The organism is Ilumatobacter sp., from assembly GCF_965215205.1.
Classification (GTDB): Bacteria; Actinomycetota; Acidimicrobiia; order Acidimicrobiales; family Ilumatobacteraceae; genus Ilumatobacter_A.
The window spans coordinates 826009-845172 of the sequence record NZ_OZ244049.1 but is presented as its reverse complement, the minus strand read 5'-3'; the positions used below and the strand labels follow the sequence as shown (position 1 = coordinate 845172).

Sequence of the window (19164 nt, the reverse complement as noted above, 5' to 3'; positions counted from 1 at the left end):
TCGGGTCGGCGTCGAGCGGTTACCATCCGGTAACCATGTCGACGCGACTCCCCGCCACCGCTCGCCGCGAGCAGATCCTGGAGGTCGCGCTCGACGTGTTCGCGTCGGAGGGGTTCCACGGCGCCTCGATGAACGACATCGCCGTCGCCGCCGGGGTGACGAAGCCGGTGCTGTACCAGCACTTCGACTCCAAGCGCGACCTGTACCAGGCGCTGCTCGACGAGGTCGGCAACCGCCTCCTCGACTCGATCGCCAAGGCGACCGCCGAGGCGACCGACGGCCGGAGCCAGACCGAGCTCGGCTTCCGCGCCTACTTCCGGTGGGTCGCGTCCGACTTCGCGGCGTTCCGCCTCCTGTTCGGGTCCGGCACCTCGAACGACGCCGAGTTCGCCCGGGCGATCGCCGCGATCACGGCCCAGGCCGCGGACGCGACGGTGGCGCTGATCGCGGTGGACATCCCCACGTCGCGGCGCCGCACCCTCGCCCACGCCCTCGTCGGCATGGCCGAGGGAGCGAGTCGACGGCTCGTCGAGCTGGGTGACGACTTCGATCCCGACGAGATCGCCTCCGAGGTCTCGACCCTCGCCTGGGCCGGTCTCCGCGCCCTCTAGCGCAGATCGCCGCCGACACCCGGCGCAGCGTCTCGTCCCGGGCGGACGGACGCATGGTTGACAGGTGTTCACTCATCTGGTTCGATCGACCCATGACCGACACGCTCGATCCCGCTGCCGCCGACGCCCTCCCCACCCGTCGCCCGAGCGCCAACCCGTACCTCGGCGGCAACTTCGCCCCGGTGGCCGAGGAGGTCACCGCGTTCGACCTCCCCGTCGCCGGGGCGATCCCCGTCGAACTCGAGGGTCGCTGGCTGCGCAACGGACCGAACCCCGACGGCGCGATCGACGAGGCGATGCACCACTGGTTCCTCGGCCAGGGCATGGTCCACGGGGTGCGCCTCGACGGCGGCCGGGCGCGCTGGTACCGCAACCGCTACGTCGCATCGGCGTCCGATCGGTCGCACGGCCGCTTCGGCGCGAACACCAGCGTCGGCGGCTTCGCCGGCACCACCTGGGCGATGGTCGAGGGCGGCGGCGACCCCTGCGAGATGGGCTACGAGCTCGACCCGCTCGGCGCCAACCGCTTCCACGGCACCCTCGACGGGCCGTTCACCGCCCACCCGAAGTACGACCCCCGCACCGGGGAGCTGCACTCGATGAACTACCGCTGGCCCGATCTCGTCGACCACATCGAGTACACCGTCGTGGGTCCGGACGGGCGCGTGGCGCGCACGACGCCGATCCCGGTGCCCGACATGCCGATGGTGCACGACATGTCGCTCACCGAGCGCTACGCGATCGTGTACGACCTCTCCGTCACCGTGGACCTCGACGTGTTCGGTGCGGGGTACCCGTTCCCGTTCACGTGGGACGGCGACCGACCCTGCCGCGTCGGGCTGCTCCCCCGCGACGGCGTCGCCGACGACGTCATCTGGTGCGACGTCGACCCCTGCTACGTGTTCCACCCGCTCAACGCGTACGACACCGTCGACGGGAAGGTCGTGGTCGACGTCTGCCGGTACGCGGACATGATGGTCGACGACCGGCTCGGCCCGTTCACGGAGAGCCCGCCGACCCTCGACCGATGGGTCATCGACCCGCTGAGCCGCCGCGTCGCCGAGACGCGCATCGACGACATGCCCCAGGAGTTCCCCCGCCACGACCCCCGAGTCGGGCTGCGCGAGCACCGCTACGGCTACACCAGCCAGATCAAGCCGATGGAGGTCGACCTCCACGGAGCGATCAACAAGCACGACCTGGTGAGCGGCGGGGTCGAGCGCCACGAGTTCGGGTTCGGTCGGGGCGGTGCCGAGCCCGTGGTGGTGCCGAAGGCGGACCGCACCGAGGAGGATGCCGCCTGGGTCCTGACCGTCGTGTACGACGCGACCACCGACTCCAGCGAGCTCCACGTCGTCGACGCGGAGGACTTCACGGCACCGGCCGTCGCCCGCATCGCGCTCCCCCAGCGGGTGCCGTTCGGATTCCACGGGGCGTGGGTGCCGGACACGAGCGTCGCGCCCTCCTGAGCTGTCGTGCGCTCCGCCCGGTGCCCGGCACCGGGGGGCTCAGGTGCGGTAGGTGAGACCGCGGTAGCCGTCGACGAAGCCGGCGGCGCGCAGCAGGTCGAGCAGTCCCTCCGCGACGTCGGCACCGAGCAGCGGGTCGCCGTCGACCTTGCGGACCTCGACCGAACCGGTGCGCCCGCCCCGGACGAGATCGATCAGCGCGCCTGCCCACGACGGGTCGCTCGTCGACCCGGGGAACGTGACCAGGTGGTGGCTGCGGCGGTCGAACCAGACCAGGGGCGTCCCGGCGCGCAGCACGACGACCGACGACGCCGTGCGCGCGGGGCGGCCGCTCGTGTCCGGCCACGGCAACGTGCCGCCGTAGGGGTTGGCCGGATCGGTCGTCGCGAGCACGATCGGGTCGGGGACGTCGCCGGGGTGCAGCAGCGGGTCGGGGGTCTCGCGCGCCGAGCGCAGCCGGTCGACGGCGCCCGGGACCGCGAACTGAGCGGCGCCGAGGCCGTCGACGAAGTAGCCGCGCCGGACCTGCCCGCGCTCCTCGAGGATCTTCAGCACCCCGTACACGTTGGCGAAGCCGCCGACCATCCCCTCCGCCAGCACCGCCTCGCGGGTGACCACCCCGTAGCGCTCGACGAGCTGGAGCGCCTGCGCGTACGACGCCTCGGTCGGGTGCGCGGCGGGCTCGAGCAACGGCGCGACGAGGCTCCAGCGCCCCTGGCCGGCCGGGGGACCGATCCGGTTGAGGCGACCCGGCCGGGGTCGCCCGCCGGCGCGCTTGGTGCGCTTCGTCGCCGTCTTCGACGACACCTTCGCCCCCCCGACGACGGCGCGCAGCGGCGCGAGCGAGTCGTTGGTGACCTCCCCCGCCCACACGAGGTCCCACAGCGCGGCGAGGATCTCGTCGTCGGTGGAACCCGGCGCCGCCGAGCGCAGCTGGTTCCAGAAGCTCGCGCCGCGCTCCGCGAGCTGGAGGCGGAGCGCGTCGTGGAGGGCGCCGTCGGGGCGCTCGCGCTCCTCCCACCCGGGCGCGAGCAGAGGGAGCTGATCCGCGAAGGTGAGGCGCACCCGCCCGTCGCCCGATCCGATCGCCCCCGCGCCGATCCACACCACCTCACCCGCGGTGCACAGCTCGTCGAGCATCGACGGGCGGAAGCCCCGCACCCGTGAGGGGAGCACGTCGGCCTCGATCGTGGACGCCACGAGCGCGGAGCCCGACAGCACGCCGAGCGACTCGACGAGGGCCTCCATCCCCCCGCGCTGGGCGGGGATGTCGTGCCACGACGGCAGGAAGCGTCCGAGGGCGGCCTGGTCGACCGGTTCGACCTCGCGGCGCAGAGCGGCGAGCGACCGCCTCCGCAGCTGGCGGAGGACGTCGACGTCGACGTACTCGCGCGACACCCCCTCCGGTCGGAACTCGCCGACCACCAGGCGCTCCTCGCCCTCCAACGCCGCGAGCGCCCCGGCGATGCGCTCCGGCGGGGCGCCGAAGCGGGCGGCCACGTCGGCGGTGACGAACGGGCCGTGGGTGCGGGCGTAGCGCCCGACCAGCTCCTCGAGGGGACGGGCGACCGGGTCGGTGAACGCCGTCGGCAACCCGACCGGGATCGCGCACCCGAACGCATCCCGGTACCGGGCGGCGTCCTCGGCGGCGACGTAGCGCATCTCGCCGCCGACGCCGATCTCGATGGCGCGCTTGGCCTCGACGAGCTCGTCGATCCACACCCGGCCCAGACCGGCTCCCGAGCGAGCCGAGCGAGGCTCGCCGGGCCCGGGATCGTCGGTGGCGTCCGGTTCGCCGGCGAGATCGGGTTCGTCGATGGCGTCGGTGACGTCGCGCTCGTCGGTGACGTCGACCCAGCCGTCGGTGGCGGCGTCGCCGCGGTCGTCGAGCGCCGCGATCGACGCCGCGCTCGAGGGGCGCACCTCGTCGACGTCGTCGGTGCAGCGCAGGTCGACCTCGGCCGCCGACAGGTCACCGACCTTGCGCAGCACGTCGTGCAGCTCGTCGGCCGACCGGGCGCGACGGTGGCCGATGAGGCACTGGAGCTCGAGCTCGACGTCGGCGAGCACCTCGGGGTCGAGCAGGTCGCGCAGCTCCTCGCTCCCGAGCAGGTCGCGCAGCAGGTCCCGGTCGAGCGCGAGCGCGGCGGCGCGGCGCTCGGCGAGCGGGGCGTCGCCTTCGTACATGTACGCCGCGATCCAGTTGAACAGCAGGCTCGACGCCATCGGGCTGGCCGTGCCGGTGTCGACCGTGACGACGCGCACCGAGCGCGACCGGAGCTGGCCGAGCACCTCGCGCAGCGCGGGGACGTCGAACACGTCCTGCAGGCACTCGCGCGACGCCTCGAGCAGGATCGGGAACGTGGGGAACTTCGACGCCACGGCGAGGAGGTCGGCCGCCCGCTGGCGCTGCTGCCAGAGCGGGGTCCGCCGATCGGGACGCCGGCGCGGGAGCAGCAGGGCGCGGCCGGCGCACTCGCGGAACCGCGCCGAGAACAGCGCCGTCTGCGGGAGGGTGGACACGACGAGCTCGTCGATGTCCTCCGGGTCGATCATCAGCGACTCGATCGGGAGCTCGTCAGCCGACTCGGGGAGGCGGATGACGATGCCGTCGTCGCCCCACATCGTCTCGACCGGGAGGTCGAAGGTGTCCATGAGGCGGCGCTCGATCGCCATCGCCCACGGAGCGTGGACCGGGGTCCCGAACGGGGTGAGGATGCACACCCGCCAGTCGCCGATCTCGTCGCGGAACCGCTCGATCACCACGGTGCGGTCGTCGGGCACCGACCCGGTCGCCTCCGCCTGCTCGTCGAGGTACCGCACCAGGTTGGTCGCGGCGAACGCGTCGAGCGAGTAGTGCTGCATCAGCCGATCCCGAGCGACCGCGCTCACCGGCCGCACCGCCGGCTCGATCTCGTCGCCGTCGCTGCCCTCCTCACCGTCCCCCGTCGCGCCACCGGCCCGTCCCGTCGCCCGGTCGGGGTCGGAGGTGGAGAGGTCGCGGATCTCGCGGACGAAGGCGCCGAGGGCTCGTCCGAGCTCGAGCGGGCGGCCCGGCCGGTCGCCGTGCCAGAACGGCATCTTGCCGGGCTGCCCCGGCGCCGGCGAGACGGTGACCCGCTCGAAGGTGATGTCCTCGATCCGCCACGTCGAGGCGCCGAGGACGAAGGTCTCACCGGGTCGCGACTCGTAGACCATCTCCTCGTCCAGCTCGCCGACGCGGGTCCCGTCGGGGAGGAACACCCCGAACAGCCCACGGTCGGGGATCGTCCCGCCGGAGGTGACGGCGAGGCGCTTCGATCCGTCACGAGCGCGCACCGTGTCGTTGACCCGGTCCCACACGATCCGCGGCCGGAGCTCGGAGAACTCCTCGCTGGGGTACCGCCCCGACAGCAGGTCGAGCACGTTGCCCAGCAGCTCGTCGGAGATCTCGGCGAAGTTCGCGCAGCGGCGAACGATCGTGCGCACCTCGTCGACCGAGCACTCCTCGACCGCGGCCACGTGGGCGACGATCTGCTGGGCGAGCACGTCGAGCGGGTTGCGCAGGAAGCGGCTCGACTCGATCTGGCCGTCGAGCATGCGGCGGGCGACGACCGCCGTCTCGAGCAGGTCGCCGCGGTGCTTCGGGAAGATCGACCCGCCCGACGGCTCGCCGACCTGGTGGCCGGCGCGCCCGATGCGCTGCATCCCGCGGCTCACCGCTCCCGGTGACTCGACCTGGATCACGAGGTCGACCGCGCCCATGTCGATCCCGAGCTCGAGCGACGAGGTGGCCACGATCGCACGCAGCTCGCCACGCTTGAGCTGGTCCTCGATGACGACGCGCTGCTCGCGGGCGAGCGACCCGTGGTGCGCCTTGACCAGCTCGTCGACCATCGCACCGGTCTCGGGGTCGACGACGCCCTCGACGCCCTCGTCGACGGCGAGCTCGTTGAGCTTCGCCGCGAGCCGCTCGGCGGCGCGGCGGGCGTTGCAGAAGATGATGGTCGAGCGGTTGGCCAGGATCCGGGTGAGGATCTCGGGGTAGATGCTCGGCCAGATCGAGGTCCGCCGCTCGGTCATCGCGGCGGTCGCCGGACCCGACGTGAGCTCGGTCGACACCTGCCCGAGCTGGGACATGTCCTCGATCGGGATGACCACCTCGATCTCCATGTCCTTGCGGATCCCGGCGTCGACGATGCGCACCGGGCGCTTCGTGCCCGCCTGGCCGTCGCTGCCCGGCGTCGAGTAGCCGCCGAGGAACTCCGCGATCTCCTCGAGCGGCCGCTGCGTGGCCGACAACCCGATCCGCTGCGGGGGCGACTCGGTCACCTCTTCGAGGCGCTCGAGGGTGAGCGCGAGGTGGGCGCCGCGCTTCGTCGTGGCCATCGCGTGGATCTCGTCGATGATCACCGTCTCGACGCCGACCAGGGTCTCGGCCGCCTTCGAGGTGAGCATCAGGTACAGCGACTCGGGGGTGGTGATCAGCAGGTCGGGCGGCCGGCGCACGAGCTTCTGGCGGTCGTTCGACGGGGTGTCGCCGGTGCGCATCCCGACCTCGGGGGCCACGAAGCCCTCCCCCAACCGCTCGGCCGCGAACCCGATCCCCTTGAGCGGGGCGCGCAGGTTCTTCTCGATGTCGAAGGCGAGCGCCCGCAGCGGCGAGATGTACAGCACCCGCGTCCGGTGCGAGCGCGCCTCGGGGCGCGGCGTCGTCGTCAGCCGGTCGATCGAGGCGAGGAACGACGTGAGCGTCTTGCCGGATCCGGTGGGGGCGCAGATGAGCGTGTGCTCCCCGGCCGAGATGTGCGGCCAGCCCTGGATCTGGGGCTCCGTCGGCTGCGGGAACGACGACGCGAACCACTCGCGGACCGCCGGCGAGAACGCGTCGAGCACGGGGTGGTGTGCGATCCCGCCAGGTTATCGACGCACCTCGGAGAGCGAACACCCGTTCTCCGACGCCGGCTCACCCGTCGACCGTCGACGCCGTCCGCCCGGACGGGGCCTCCGTCGTCGTCGTGGCCGTGACGGCTGGAGCGTCGGTCGCGGGGACGGCCGGCGCTCGCCCACCCCCTCCCACCACCGCGACGAGGCCGAGGGCGACCATCGACACCACCGCGGCGAGGGCGCCGAGCACGATCCACGGTGAGCGGCGGCGCGCCAGCGGAGCGCCGGCGTCGTGATCCCGCTCGCCGGGGTGGCCCGGTCCGTCGGTCATCGCCGCTCCCTCCTCGTCACGGTGCTCTCCTCGTCACGGTGCTCTCCTCGTCACGGTGCTCTCCTCGTCACGGTGCTCTCCTCGTCACGGTGCTCTCCTCGTCACGGTCGCCGCGCCCGGACATCCCATCACACCGGGGACGACTCGCCCAGCCGGTCGACCTCGGAGGGGTCGGCCTCGACGACCACCCCGTCGCCGAGGCGCAGCACCCGGTCGATGCGCACCGACGCCAGCAGCGAACGATCGTGGGTGACCAGCAGGACCGTGCCCGAGAACGCCTCGATCGCCACCTCGAGCTGCTCGATCGCGTCCAGGTCGAGGTGGTTCGTCGGTTCGTCGAGGACCAGCACGTTCGCCCCGCGCGCCATCAGCTCGGCCATCGACGCGCGGGTCCGCTCCCCCGGTGAGAGGGTTCCACCGGGGCGGTGCAGGTGATCCGGGCCGAGACCGAACTTGGCGAGCAGGGTGCGCGCCTCGGCCGGCGCCAGGCCGGTGCGCGCCTCGAACGCAGCGAGCAGACCCTCGTCGCCGACCGCGCCGAGCCGGCCCTGGGTGATCTCGCCGACCCGGACGCCGACGCCGAGGGCCACGCGCCCGGCGGTCGCCTCCACCCTCCCGAGCAGGAGCGCGATCAGCGTCGACTTGCCGCTGCCGTTCGCTCCGACGACGGCGATCCGGTCGCCGACCGCGACGTCGAGATCGACCGGACCGAGCCGGAAGCCGTCGCGCTCGACGACGGCGCCGGTCGCGGTCGCGACCACGTCGCCGCTGCGCTCGGCGTCGGGGATGCGGTACCGCAGCTCCCAGCGATCGTGCGGTTCGTCGACGACCTCGAGCCGCTCGATCGCCCGGTCGGTCCGGGCGGCGCGCCCGGCGAGCTGCTCGGTCTGGTCGAGCTGGTGGTGGCGGACGAACTTGTCGCGCTCGTCGGAGCGACGGGCGCGGGCGGCCCCGCGCGACGTCCACTCGCGCTCGCGCTGGCGCCGGTCGAGGAGTCGGCGTCGGGCGTCGTCGAACTGCTCGTAGCGCTCACGGGCCCGTCGGTGCGCGACCTCGCGCTCGCGGACGAACGCCGCCCACCCGCCCGCGAAGGTCGTCGAGGAGCGCGAGTGGTGATCGATCTCGAGCACGTCGGTGACCGTCCGCGCGAGGAAGGTGCGGTCGTGGCTGACGAGTGCGACGGGGGCGTCGAGACCGACGACCCAGCGCTCGAGCCGCGCCAGCGACTCGAGATCGAGGTCGTTGGTCGGTTCGTCGAGCAGGACCACGTCGAAGCGCGACAGCAGCAGCGACGCGAGCGTCGCCCGCGCCGCCTCCCCGCCCGACAGGGTCGCCATCGATCGGCCCCGCAGGCGGGCGTCGAGGCCGAGCTCGTCGAGCACGCCGCCGATCCGGGCGTCGAGGTCGGCGGCGCCGAGCGACGACCAGGCGGTGAGCGCGGCGTCGTAGCGATCGGCCGAGCCGACCTCGGACGCGGCGAGGGCCAGCACGGCGGCGTCGAGCTCGCGCTGCGCCGCCGAGACCCCGGTCCGGCGTGCGAGGAACACCTCGACCTCCTCGTCGCGGCGCTCGGGCTCCTGCGCGAGCAGGCCGACGGTCGCGGCGCCGGGGCGGCGCTCGACGACCCCCTCGACGCGTGCGCCGCCGGAGGCGTCGAGCTGCCCGGCCAGCGCCGTGAGCAGGGTCGACTTGCCGATGCCGTTCGGGCCGACGACGCCGAGACGGCGCCCGGGGGTCAGCGACACGTCGACGTCGTCGAGCACGGTGCGACCGGCGCGCTCGACGGTGAGGTGGTGGGCGAGGAGGGAAGCGGGCACGGTGACTCCGGGGGTGGCGCGTCCCACACGGGAGCGCGGACGACGGGCGATGGACGTCACGGCTGCTTCATCGGCCCCGACAGTAGTCTCGACGCTCCCCCCGTGCGTCCGAGGTTCCCGCTCCTCGTCGCCCCCGACCCGTCCCCGCTGCCGCCAGCCCACCGTGCCGACGATCCACCTCCGTCCGTGGCAGAGAGCCGCGTTCGAGCTGTTCTCGTCTCCGGCGACCGGGCCCGACGGCACGCCCACCCCCGACTTCCTCGCCGTCGCGACCCCCGGCGCCGGCAAGACGACGTTCGCGCTCACCTGCGCCCGTGCCGTCCTCGCCGAGCATCGGCGACCGCTCGTGGTCGTCGCCCCGACCAGCCACCTGAAGACCCAGTGGTCGCTCGCCGCCCACCGGCTCGGCCTCCAGCTCGACCCCACCTGGAGCCCCGACGTCGGACTCGCGCGCGACGTCCACGGCCTGGTCACGACGTACCAGCAGGTCGCGACCGGCCGCGCCGCGACCACCCTCGCCGGGCTCGCCGCCGACGGCGTCGTCATCCTCGACGAGATCCACCACGCCGGGCACGAGCGGGCGTGGGGCGACGCGATCCGCGTCGCGTTCGGCCACGCGCACCGCCGCCTGTCGCTGTCGGGCACCCCGTTCCGCAGCGACGCGGTGCAGATCCCGTTCGTGCGCTACGACGTCACCGGCGAGGGCGACCTCGCCCACGCCGACTTCACCTACGGGTACGGCGACGCGCTGCGCGACGGCGGGGTCGTGCGCCCGGTGTACTTCCCGCGCGTCGACGGCGAGATGGAGTGGACGACCGCCTCGGGCGACCAGGTGTCGGCGTCGTTCCAGGACGAGCTGACCCGCGACCAGGCGTCGATGCGCCTGCGCACCGCGCTGAGCCTGGAGGGCGAGTGGATGCCCGCCGTCCTCTCCAAGGCGGTGGAGCAGCTGCGCGAGATGCGTGCCGCCCCGTCCGCCGAGGGCGGCCAGCGCGACGCCGGCGGGCTGGTGATCGCGATCGACCAGGAGCACGCCCAGGGGATCGCACGCCTCCTGCGCGACCGCTTCGGGGTCCCCGCCGACGTGGTCGTCAGCGACGACCCGGGAGCCTCGGGGCGGATCGCGGAGTTCGCCGCCGGTGACCGCCCGTGGCTGGTGTCGGTGCGGATGGTGTCCGAGGGCGTCGACATCCCGCGGCTGCGCGTCGGGGTGTTCGCGACGACGACGTCGACCGAGCTGTTCTTCCGCCAGGCGGTCGGGCGCTTCGTGCGCTGGCAGTCCGGGCGCGCGGACCAGCGGGCGTACGTGTACCTCCCCGACGACCCGCGCCTGCGCGCCCACGCCTTCTCGATCGCCGAGGCGCGCCGCCACGTCCTGCGGCCACCGGCGCCCGACGACGGCGACGAGCACGTCGCGCACGACGAGCTCGACCGGGCCGCCGTCGCCGACGACGGCGAGCAGCTCGCGCTGTTCTCGGAGTTCTCGGTCGTGCGCGCCCAGGCGACGGACGTCACGATCCACAGCGTCGGCGCCGACGGGGGGGTCGTCGTCGACGCGAGCGGCGTCGACGACGCGCCACCCGGGTCGGTGGTCGACGGGGTCCGCTACGAGGCGAACTACGACCTGACGATCCCCGCCTTCGACGACGAGCCCGCTCCGCCGGAGCCGGCGATCGACGGCGACCCGGCGCTCGCCATCGAGCTCCCCGAGATCCCGACCGACGAGGGTGTCGTGGCGTCGGGCTCGCTCAGCGTCGCGGAGCGCAAGGACGACCTGCGCACCCGCAACGCCCACGTCGCGAAGCGACTCGTCGACGTGACCGGGTGGACGCACGCGCGCGTCCAGTCCGAGATGAACCGCCTCGCCGGCGTGACCCGGGTGGCGAGCGCCACCTCCGAGCAGCTCGAGCGGCGCCTGCGCTACTCGGAGTCGTGGCTGCGCCGACTGCTCGGCTGACCGGCCCGCCTGCCCGCCTCCCCGCCTCGACCGGTGGCGGCCCGCCACGCACCCGCCGGAGACCCTCGCCGGCACCTGGGTAGGCTCGGGGGCATGCCCCTGCCCGGAGAGCACCACCCCGCGTTCGAGGAGTACTGCGAGTGCATCTTCGAGCTGCGCGAGGACGACCTGGACGTGATCCAGGCGCGCATCGCCGAGCGCCTGCAGGTGAGCCGGCCGGCGGTCAGCGAGATGATGAAGCGCCTCGAGTCCGAGGGCCTGATCACCTCGGACGACGGCATCCACCTCACCCCGGCCGGGCGCACCCTGGGCGAGTCCGTCGTGCGGCGCCACCGCCTCGCCGAGGTGTTCCTCACCGACGTGCTGAAGCTGTCCTGGGCCGAGGCGCACCACGAGGCGGGCAAGTGGGAGCACGTGATCAGCGACTCGGTGGAGGAGGCGATGGTGCAGCTGCTCGGTGCGCCCACGACGTGCCCCCACGGCAACCCGATCCCGGGCAGCGACTACGTCGCCGCCCCCGACTCGGCCCCGTTGGCGGAGGTCGAGGTGGGTGACGGCTTCACGGTCCGCCGGATCACCGAGGAGCTCGAGTTCGCGCCCGGACTGCTCGAGTTCCTCGAGCAGTCGTCGATCCAGCCGGGGAACACCGGGGTGGTCACGGCGTCGTCGCCCGACGGGACGCTCACGATCGAGATCGACGGGCGCCACATCGGCGTCGGCTCGTTCGCGAGCGAGCGCATCCTCGTGACACCGTGACCGAGCCGTCCGTGGCTCCGGTGCGGAGCGCGATCCGGCGCGCCGAGGTGGTGCTCGTCGCCGCGCTGCTGGTCGCGCTCGCGTCGGCCGGGTGCGCCACGACCACGGTGGACGATCCGGCCACGGCCGTCGCGCCGTCGACGGAGGCGACCTCCGCTCCGGCGTCGGCCGCCGGTCCCGTCGACGACCCGGACCGCGTGCTCGCGGCCGACGACACCACCCCGCTCGAGCCCGGCGTGGTCGTCGCCGACGACGTCGAACCGACCGTGGTGGCCCCCGGCACCCCGCTCGACGAGCTCCCCCGCATCGGCGTGGAGATGAGCCGGCTCAGCTCGCAGATCGGCGGCGACGGCGACGAGGACGACACGTTGCAGGTGATCGTCGACACCTGGACGGGGATCGAGGACCAGGTGCGCGCCGAGCGGCCCGACCTCGTCGAGCGGATCGCGTCGACGATCGAGATGGCGCGCGTCGCGGTCGACCGGAACCGGCCCGCCGACGCGGACAAGGCGTTCTCCCTGCTCACCCGACTCGTCGACGCCTACACCGGCGACGACTGACGGCCGCGCCCGCGGACCGACGCCGCGGCCGTCGCGGCGCGCCACGGGGACGGCTGGTGCTCAGCGCAGCGGAGCCGGGAGCTCGTCCGCGTGGACGATCGTGAGCCGCTGCGTCGAGCGGGTGAGCGCCACGTACAGCGCACGCATCCCGTGCTCGCGATCGGCGACGATGCGCTCCGGCTCGACGACGACGACACCGTCGAGCTCGAGGCCCTTGACGACGCTCACCGGGACGAGGGTGACCCCCGACTCGAGGCCGCCGCGCATCGCCGAGCCGTGCTCGACCCCGGCGGCGTCCAGCGCCTCGGACAGCTCGGGGAGCAGCGGGTCGGAGGCGACCACCCCGATGGAGCCACCGGGGATCGCCGCGCTCAGCGCGGTGACCGCGGCCGCCGCCGTCGAACCGAGCTCGGCGACCGAGGGGGCGCGCACGATCTCGGGCCCGGTGTCGCCGACGCGCACCGAGTCGGGGGCGCGCAGGCCGGGGGTGGCCACCGCCATCACCCGGTTCGCGAGCTCCATGATCTGCTCGGGGATGCGGTAGCCGACCGACAGCCCGATGACCCGCGACGGCTTGCGGTCCGGCAGGTGGGCGAGGACGTCGTCCCACCCGTCGGGCGCGAGCGGTCCGGTCGCCTGCGCGATGTCGCCGAAGATCGTCATCGAGCCGCCGAGCGAGCGGCGCGTCGCCATCTTCAGCTGCATCGGGGTGAGGTCCTGCACCTCGTCGATCACGATGTGGCCGTAGGTCCGGATCTCGTCGGACTCGTCGATCCTGCCGCCCCGGGCCGGCTTCGGACCGAGCACGTCGAGGGCGTCGTCGAGGACCGCGACATCGGCGGGGGTCCAGCGGACGTCGTCGACCGACTCCGAGCGCGGTCGGAACAGAGCGACCGCCTCCTGTTCGCTCATCACTCCGCGTGCCGCGAGTCGCAGCAGCGCCTTCGAGCCGTACAGGTCGTGGAGCAGCTGCGCGGGGGTCAGCAGCGGCCAGATGGCGTCGAGGACGCGGCGGCCGTCGTCGGTCCAGCGAAGCGCGTCGCGCACCTGGCGGGGGCCGACCTCGGGGTCGCGCACCGATGCGGCCATCGCCCCCCACACCTCGTTCTCGACCCAGCGGCGACCGGCGTTGTGCCGCTGGAAGCGCCGCTTCGCCGAGCGCACGATGCGTCGGGTCTCCTCGGCGCGCAGTCGCACGTACCCCGCCCCGAACGGGATCTCGACGTCGTCGCGCAGCGGCCGCTGGCGGTCGGCGATCGCGTTGTCGACGAGGTCCGACATCCGGTCCTCGCCCTTGATCCGCGCCGCGGCCGGGGAGTCGTCACCGTCGTCGCCGGCGCGCAGGAACGTCACCCCGCGCACCAGGTCGGCGAGCACGACCTGGTCGACGCCGGCCTCGCCCAGCGACGGAAGGACGCGCTCGATGTAGCGCAGGAACACGCGGTTCGGACCGATGACCAGCACCCCCTGGTCCTCCAGCGGGAAGCGGTGGGTGTAGAGCAGGTACGCGGCACGGTGCAGCGCCACGACCGTCTTGCCGGTCCCGGGGCCGCCCTGCACGACGAGCACCCCGCTCTGGGGGGAGCGGATGATCTCGTCCTGTTCGGCCTGGATCGTGGCGACGATGTCGCCGAGGGTCCCGGTCCGCCCGCGCTCGATCGAGGCGAGCAGCGTCGAGTAGCCGCGCAGCCCGGTGTCACCGGCCCGCACCACCCCCGATCCGTCGAGACCGTCGTCGTGGCCGAGGCCGAGGTGCCCCTCCCCGAACAGCTCGTCCTCGATGCCCTGCAGGTCGCGGCCCTCGATCACGAAGTGACGACGGCGCACCAGGCCCATCGGGTCGCGACCGGTCGCGCGGTAGAACGGCTCGGCCACCGGCGCCCGCCAGTCGACGACGACCGGTTCGCGATCCTCGTCGGCGACCGCGAGTCGCCCGATGTGGAACGCCTCGGTGGCGTCGGGCGACTCGGCGAGCCGGTCGATGCGGCCGAACACGAGCGAGGCGTCGCCGAGGTCGAGGTCCTCGAGCCGCTTCACGATCGCCTCGTCGAACGCGTTGCGCTCGAAGCGGGCCTGGAAGGTGCCTCCCAGATCGGCCTCGTTCATGTCGCGGATCCGCAGCGCGGCCGAGCGACTGCTCACCAGGCACTCGTACGCGTGGTCGACGTAGGCCTGCTCTGACTCGTGATCGGGGTGCTGTCGGCTCATGATTCCAGGGCCGTCAAATGCTATCGGTCGAGGGCGGGCACGAGACCGCGAGTCCGCTCGGCCCTGCGGGTCGCCCGCACGTCGAGGCCGGTCATCGTCGGACCGGTAGCGTCGCCGACGACATGAGCGACACCGAGACCGACGCCCCCTCCGCGCCGGGCGGCGCCACCCCGGCGCCGAGCTCCGAGCCGCCGCTGCTCGCGGCCGCCCACGGCCGTCGCAGCCGACACACCCCCGTGTGGTTCATGCGCCAGGCCGGTCGCTCGCTGCCCGAGTACGCGGGGGTGCGCGGCGAGGGGTCGATCCTGCACGCGATCAAGCAGCCCGACGTCGCCGCCGAGATCACGATGCAGCCCGTCCGGCGGTACGGCGTCGACGCCGCCGTGCTCTACAGCGACATCGTCGTCCCGCCCCACGCGGTGGGATTCGGCATCGACGTCGCCCCGGGCACCGGACCGGTCGCCGAGCGGCCCCTGCGCGCCCGCTCCGACCTCGACCGGCTGCGGCCGCTCGAGGTCGACGACGTCGACTACGTCGTGGAGACCGTGCGGCGGCTCACCACCCTGCTGCCCCCCGACGTCCCGCTGCTCGCGTTCGCCGGCGCCCCGTTCACGGTCGGCAGCTACCTCGTCGAAGGCCGCCCGAGCCGGAACTACCGCTTCACCAAGACGATGATGCGGGCGGACCCGTCGCTGTTCCACGACCTGATGGACCGCCTGGCGACCTCCGCGATCACCTTCGTCGACGCCCAGCTCTCGGCCGGCGCGGCCGCCTTCCAGCTGTTCGACTCGTGGGCGGGCGCCCTCTCGCTCGCCGACTACCGCCGCTTCGTGCTCCCCCACTCGACGCGGGTTCTCCACGAGCTGCGCGAACGCCACCCCGATGCTCCGTGCGTCCACTTCGGGATCGGGTGCGACCACCTGCTCGAGGCGATCCACGAGGCGATGCCGTCGGTGGGGCCCCGGATCCTCGGGCTCGACTGGCGCACGACGATCACCGGGGCGCGCGAGCGGCTCGGCGCCGACCTCGTCGTCCAGGGGAACCTCGACCCGGCCCTGGTCCTCGCCGGGCGGACGGCGGCGCTGGAGGGGGCCGAGCGCGTCCTCGACGACAACGCCGACCACCCCGGCCACGTGTTCAACCTGGGTCACGGCGTCGACCAGCACAGCGACCCCGACGTGCTCCACGCGGTGGTCGACCTCGTCCACGAGCGCACCGCGGTCTGAGGCGATCCGGATGGTGCGAACCGTCGGGTTCCGGGCCAGGCTGGATCCGTGAGCGACGAGGCAGACCGGCGCGTCGGCGTGCTGTTGATGGCGTACGGCACACCCCGCCACCCGGGCGAGGTCGAGGAGTACTACACCGACATCCGTCGCGGACGCCCGCCGTCTCCCGAGCAGCTGGCCGACCTGGTCGCCCGCTACGACGCGATCGGGGGGATCTCACCGCTCGCGACCCTCACCGAGTCGCAGCGCGACGCTCTCCAGGCGGCGCTGGACCACATCGACGCCGATCGCTTCCACGTCACCCTCGGCCTGAAGCACGCGGACCCCAAGGTCGAGGCCGGGGCGGAGTCCCTGGTGGGCCACGGGGTCGAGCGGATCGTCGGGGTCGTGCTCGCCCCCCACTACTCGTCGTACTCGATCGGCCAGTACCTGGCGCGCACCGCGGACGGGGTCCAGCGTGCCGGCTCCGACGTCGAGGTCGTCGGCATCGAGAGCTGGGCGACCGAGCCCGCGTTCGTCGAGTTCCTCGCCGACGACCTGCGCTCGCGCCACGAGGCGATGGTCGAGCACCTCGCCCACGCCGACGACGACCGGCGCGTCCACGTCGTGTTCACCGCGCACTCGCTCCCGCAGCGCATCATCGACGAGGGCGACCCCTACCCCGACGAGCTGCGCGCCACGGCCGAGGCGGTCGCCTCCGCCGTCGGCCTGCACGAGGGCGACGAGTGGTCGATCGGGTGGCAGTCGGCCGGGCGCACCCCCGAGCCGTGGATCGGCCCCGACGTGCTCGAGGTCATCGACGACCTCGGGGAGGACCCCGACGTCGGCGGGGTGATCGTCAGCGCGTGCGGGTTCGTCGCCGACCACCTCGAGGTGCTCTACGACCTCGACATCGAGGCCCGCCACCGTGCCGACGACGTCGGGCTCCTGTTCGACCGCACCGCCTGCGTCAACGACGACGCCGAGGTGATGGCCGCCCTGGCCGGCCGGGTGTCGGAGGCGGCGAGCCCCGACCACGACGGGTGAGCCCGCGCCGCGTCGCCGTCGTCGGCGGGGGCATCACCGGCCTCGCGGCCGCGCTCGAGGCCACCTCGCTGTTCGACCACGTGGTGGTCCACGAGCGAGCCCCCCAGGTCGGCGGGCGCACGCGCGCCGGCACGTTCGCCGGGGTCGAGGGCGTCGACCGCGGAGCCGACGCGTTCCTGGCCCGGGTCCCCGACGCGGTCGACCTCGCGCACCGGGTCGGGCTCGGAGACGACCTCGTCCACCCCGAGCGCGTCGGCGCGGCCGTCTGGTACGACGGCCTCCACGACATCCCCGACGGGCTCGTCCTCGGCGTGCCCGGGAACCCCGTGGCCCTGGCCCGCTCGGGTCTGCTCAGCGCACGGGGCACGGCGCGGGCCGCGCTGGAGCCGTTCCTGGCGCGCACCTCGACGGCGCCCGACAGCATCGGCGCCTTCGTGCGCTCGCGCTTCGGCGACGAGGTGCACGAGCGCCTCGTCGACGCCCTCGTCGGGAGCATCTACGCGACCGACACCGATCGGTTCAGCCTGGCCGAGATGCCCCAGCTCGCCTCGCTCGCCGAGCACCGCAGCGTCCTGCTGGCCGCCCGCCGCGTGGCACGTCGCACCGCCGGGACGGCGTCGTCGTCCGCGGCACCGGTCTTCGCCACGCCCCGCGGCGGGGTCGGCGACCTCGCCGCGGCGACGGCGCGAGCCCTCGAGCGAGCGGGTGCCGAGGTGCGCACCTCGAGCGCGCCGACGGTCGTCGCCGACGGGGCCCGCTGGCGCGTCGGCGACGAGTCGTTCGACGCCGTCGTCCTCGCCGTCCCGGCCGGGGCGGTCGCCGGGATCGTCGACGGTCCGACCCCGGCGGGGCTCTCCCGGGCCGAGACGGCCGACGTCGCTCTCGTCACCATCCACCTCCCGGCCGACGGGTGGCCCGAGGGGCTGCGGGGCCGCAGCGGGTACCTGGTCCCCAAACCGGTGCAGCGCCACGTGACGGCGGTGTCGTTCGCGAGCCAGAAGTGGTCCCACTGGCGCCCTCCGTCCGGCGGCGAGCTGCTGCGCGTCTCGCTCGGGCGCGACGGCGCTCCGGTGCTCCACCTCGACGACGACGAGATCGTCGCCCGGGCGCTCGACGACCTGGCCGGCCAGGTCGCGGTGCACGCCACCCCGCTCGAGGTGCGCGTCGACCGGTGGCCCGGGGCCTTCGCGCAGTACCGACCGCACCACCGCCGGTGGGTGGACGCCGTGCGCATCGAGCTGGCCGACGGGCTCGAGGTGGCCGGCGCGAGCTACGACGGGATCGGGATCCCGGCGTGCGTGCGCAGCGGTCGATCAGCCGCCCGGCGCGCCGCGGAGCGCATCGGTTCCCTGGCACCGTAGGAGCTGCGACGAGCCGGTCCCGATGAGCCACGACACCGACGATCCCGACACCGCACCCGATGTGGCGCGCGCACGTCGGAGCCGGGCGCTCTCGGTCGGCATCCCGTCCGTGCTCGCGGTCGTCGGCCTGGCCGCCCTGCCGTTCGTGCTCGTCGACGACGACGCCGGCGGCGAGCTCCGCACGACGCCGGCGGCGGCGACCGACGGCGATCCGTCCCGCGCCGATCGGGACCGGGTGTTCGGCCAGGTCGAGGCGACCACCGGCACCCTCCCCGGGCGCGACGGTCCCGTCCTCGCTCCGATCGCCACCACGACGGTCGCGCCGACGACCACGGCTCCGGCGCCGAGCACGACGTTCCGCACCACGACGCCGAGCACGACTCAGAGCACGACGACGAGCACGATCCCGCCGAGCGCCACGACGACGCCGCCGACGACGACGCCGCCGGCCACGACGCCGCCGACCACGACGCCGCCGGCCACGACCACGGCTCCGGCGCCGGTCGCGCCGAGCGAACCCCTCCGGCCGGTCGATCCCCCGTCGGATCCCCACGGGCACGAGGAGCAGATCGCGCTCGGGCGCATGTCGATCCCCGCGATCGGGCTCGACGCCCCCCTGCTCGAGGGCATCCGCCTGCCGACGCTCGACGCGGGTCCGGGCCACTGGCCGGGGACGGCGATGCCGGGTCAGATCGGCAACGTCGTCGTCGCGGCGCACCGGACGAGCGAGCAGGCGCACTTCCGCCACGTCGACCGGCTGGTGCCGGGCGACGAGGTGCGCTTCGACGTCGACGGTCGATCGATCCCCTACCGGGTGACGTCGACCGAGATCGTCCAGCCGGACGCGATGTGGATCGTCGACCAGACCGACACGGCGACCGCGACGCTCTTCGCCTGCCACCCCCCGGGATCGGTGAGCCAGCGCATCGTCGTGCACCTCGAGCTCGCCGGCTGACCGCACGGGGCGACGATCGCC

At 73.9% G+C, this 19164-nt stretch carries 13 protein-coding genes; 9 read left to right on the top strand and 4 right to left on the bottom strand.

All coding sequences use genetic code 11. The annotated features are described in order from the left end of the window. Window positions 1-35: 35 nt before the first annotated feature. The gene (locus ACOOHC_RS04000; RefSeq protein WP_420452725.1) at window positions 36-611 is read left to right on the top strand and encodes a TetR/AcrR family transcriptional regulator; all 576 of its coding nucleotides are present in this window, start codon (window positions 36-38) and stop codon (window positions 609-611) included. A 92-nt stretch (window positions 612-703) separates the two neighbouring features. Beyond that, window positions 704-2080, top strand: coding sequence for a carotenoid oxygenase family protein (locus tag ACOOHC_RS03995; RefSeq protein ID WP_420452724.1), 1377 nt, complete (start codon window positions 704-706; stop codon window positions 2078-2080). Window positions 2081-2119: 39 nt separating this feature from the next. Here the strand turns inward: ACOOHC_RS03995 and ACOOHC_RS03990 are convergent, their stop codons facing one another. The 3 genes from ACOOHC_RS03990 to ACOOHC_RS03980 all read right to left on the bottom strand — a co-directional run bounded on the left by ACOOHC_RS03990 (window position 2120) and on the right by ACOOHC_RS03980 (window position 9094). Further along, window positions 2120-6955 carry an Lhr family helicase gene (locus tag ACOOHC_RS03990; protein ID WP_420452723.1) on the bottom strand — a complete coding sequence of 1612 codons (4836 nt, stop codon included), beginning with the start codon at window positions 6953-6955 and terminating at the stop codon, window positions 2120-2122. 70 nt (window positions 6956-7025) lie between these two features. Continuing rightward, window positions 7026-7277 (bottom strand): hypothetical protein, encoded by a 252-nt coding sequence (locus ACOOHC_RS03985; RefSeq protein ID WP_420452722.1) that lies wholly within the window; start codon window positions 7275-7277, stop codon window positions 7026-7028. A 128-nt stretch (window positions 7278-7405) separates the two neighbouring features. Then, window positions 7406-9094, bottom strand: a complete 1689-nt coding sequence (locus tag ACOOHC_RS03980) for an ABC-F family ATP-binding cassette domain-containing protein (RefSeq protein WP_420452721.1) — start codon at window positions 9092-9094, stop codon at window positions 7406-7408. Between the two features lie 163 nt (window positions 9095-9257). Between ACOOHC_RS03980 and ACOOHC_RS03975 the strand changes: the two genes are divergently transcribed. From ACOOHC_RS03975 to ACOOHC_RS03965, 3 genes are all read left to right on the top strand, one after another. Continuing rightward, complete coding sequence (locus tag ACOOHC_RS03975; RefSeq protein ID WP_420452720.1) at window positions 9258-11051, top strand: DEAD/DEAH box helicase; 1794 nt, start codon at window positions 9258-9260, stop codon at window positions 11049-11051. A gap of 93 nt (window positions 11052-11144) precedes the next feature. After that, the gene (locus tag ACOOHC_RS03970; protein WP_420452719.1) at window positions 11145-11807 is read left to right on the top strand and encodes a metal-dependent transcriptional regulator; all 663 of its coding nucleotides are present in this window, start codon (window positions 11145-11147) and stop codon (window positions 11805-11807) included. Continuing rightward, complete coding sequence (locus tag ACOOHC_RS03965) at window positions 11804-12367, top strand: hypothetical protein (RefSeq protein ID WP_420452718.1); 564 nt, start codon at window positions 11804-11806, stop codon at window positions 12365-12367. The genes ACOOHC_RS03970 and ACOOHC_RS03965 overlap by 4 nt, the downstream gene beginning before the upstream one ends. 60 nt (window positions 12368-12427) lie before the next feature. On the opposite strand, the gene ACOOHC_RS03960 is transcribed toward ACOOHC_RS03965, so the two are convergent. Next, complete coding sequence (locus ACOOHC_RS03960; RefSeq protein WP_420452717.1) at window positions 12428-14509, bottom strand: HelD family protein; 2082 nt, start codon at window positions 14507-14509, stop codon at window positions 12428-12430. A 188-nt stretch (window positions 14510-14697) separates the two neighbouring features. Between ACOOHC_RS03960 and hemE the strand changes: the two genes are divergently transcribed. From hemE to ACOOHC_RS03940, 4 genes are read left to right on the top strand one after another with little or no spacing between them, the layout of a single operon-like run. Further along, on the top strand, window positions 14698-15801 hold the full coding sequence (hemE, locus tag ACOOHC_RS03955; RefSeq protein ID WP_420452716.1) for a uroporphyrinogen decarboxylase: 1104 nt from the start codon (window positions 14698-14700) through the stop codon (window positions 15799-15801). A 48-nt stretch (window positions 15802-15849) separates the two neighbouring features. Beyond that, window positions 15850-16827: a ferrochelatase gene (gene hemH / locus ACOOHC_RS03950; RefSeq protein WP_420452715.1), complete on the top strand. Its 978-nt coding sequence runs from the start codon at window positions 15850-15852 to the stop codon at window positions 16825-16827. Then, window positions 16824-18188 carry a protoporphyrinogen oxidase gene (gene hemG, locus ACOOHC_RS03945; RefSeq protein ID WP_420452714.1) on the top strand — a complete coding sequence of 455 codons (1365 nt, stop codon included), beginning with the start codon at window positions 16824-16826 and terminating at the stop codon, window positions 18186-18188. The genes hemH and hemG overlap by 4 nt, the downstream gene beginning before the upstream one ends. Before the next feature lie 22 nt (window positions 18189-18210). Continuing rightward, window positions 18211-19143, top strand: a complete 933-nt coding sequence (locus tag ACOOHC_RS03940; protein WP_420452713.1) for a sortase — start codon at window positions 18211-18213, stop codon at window positions 19141-19143. Window positions 19144-19164: the final 21 nt, after the last annotated feature.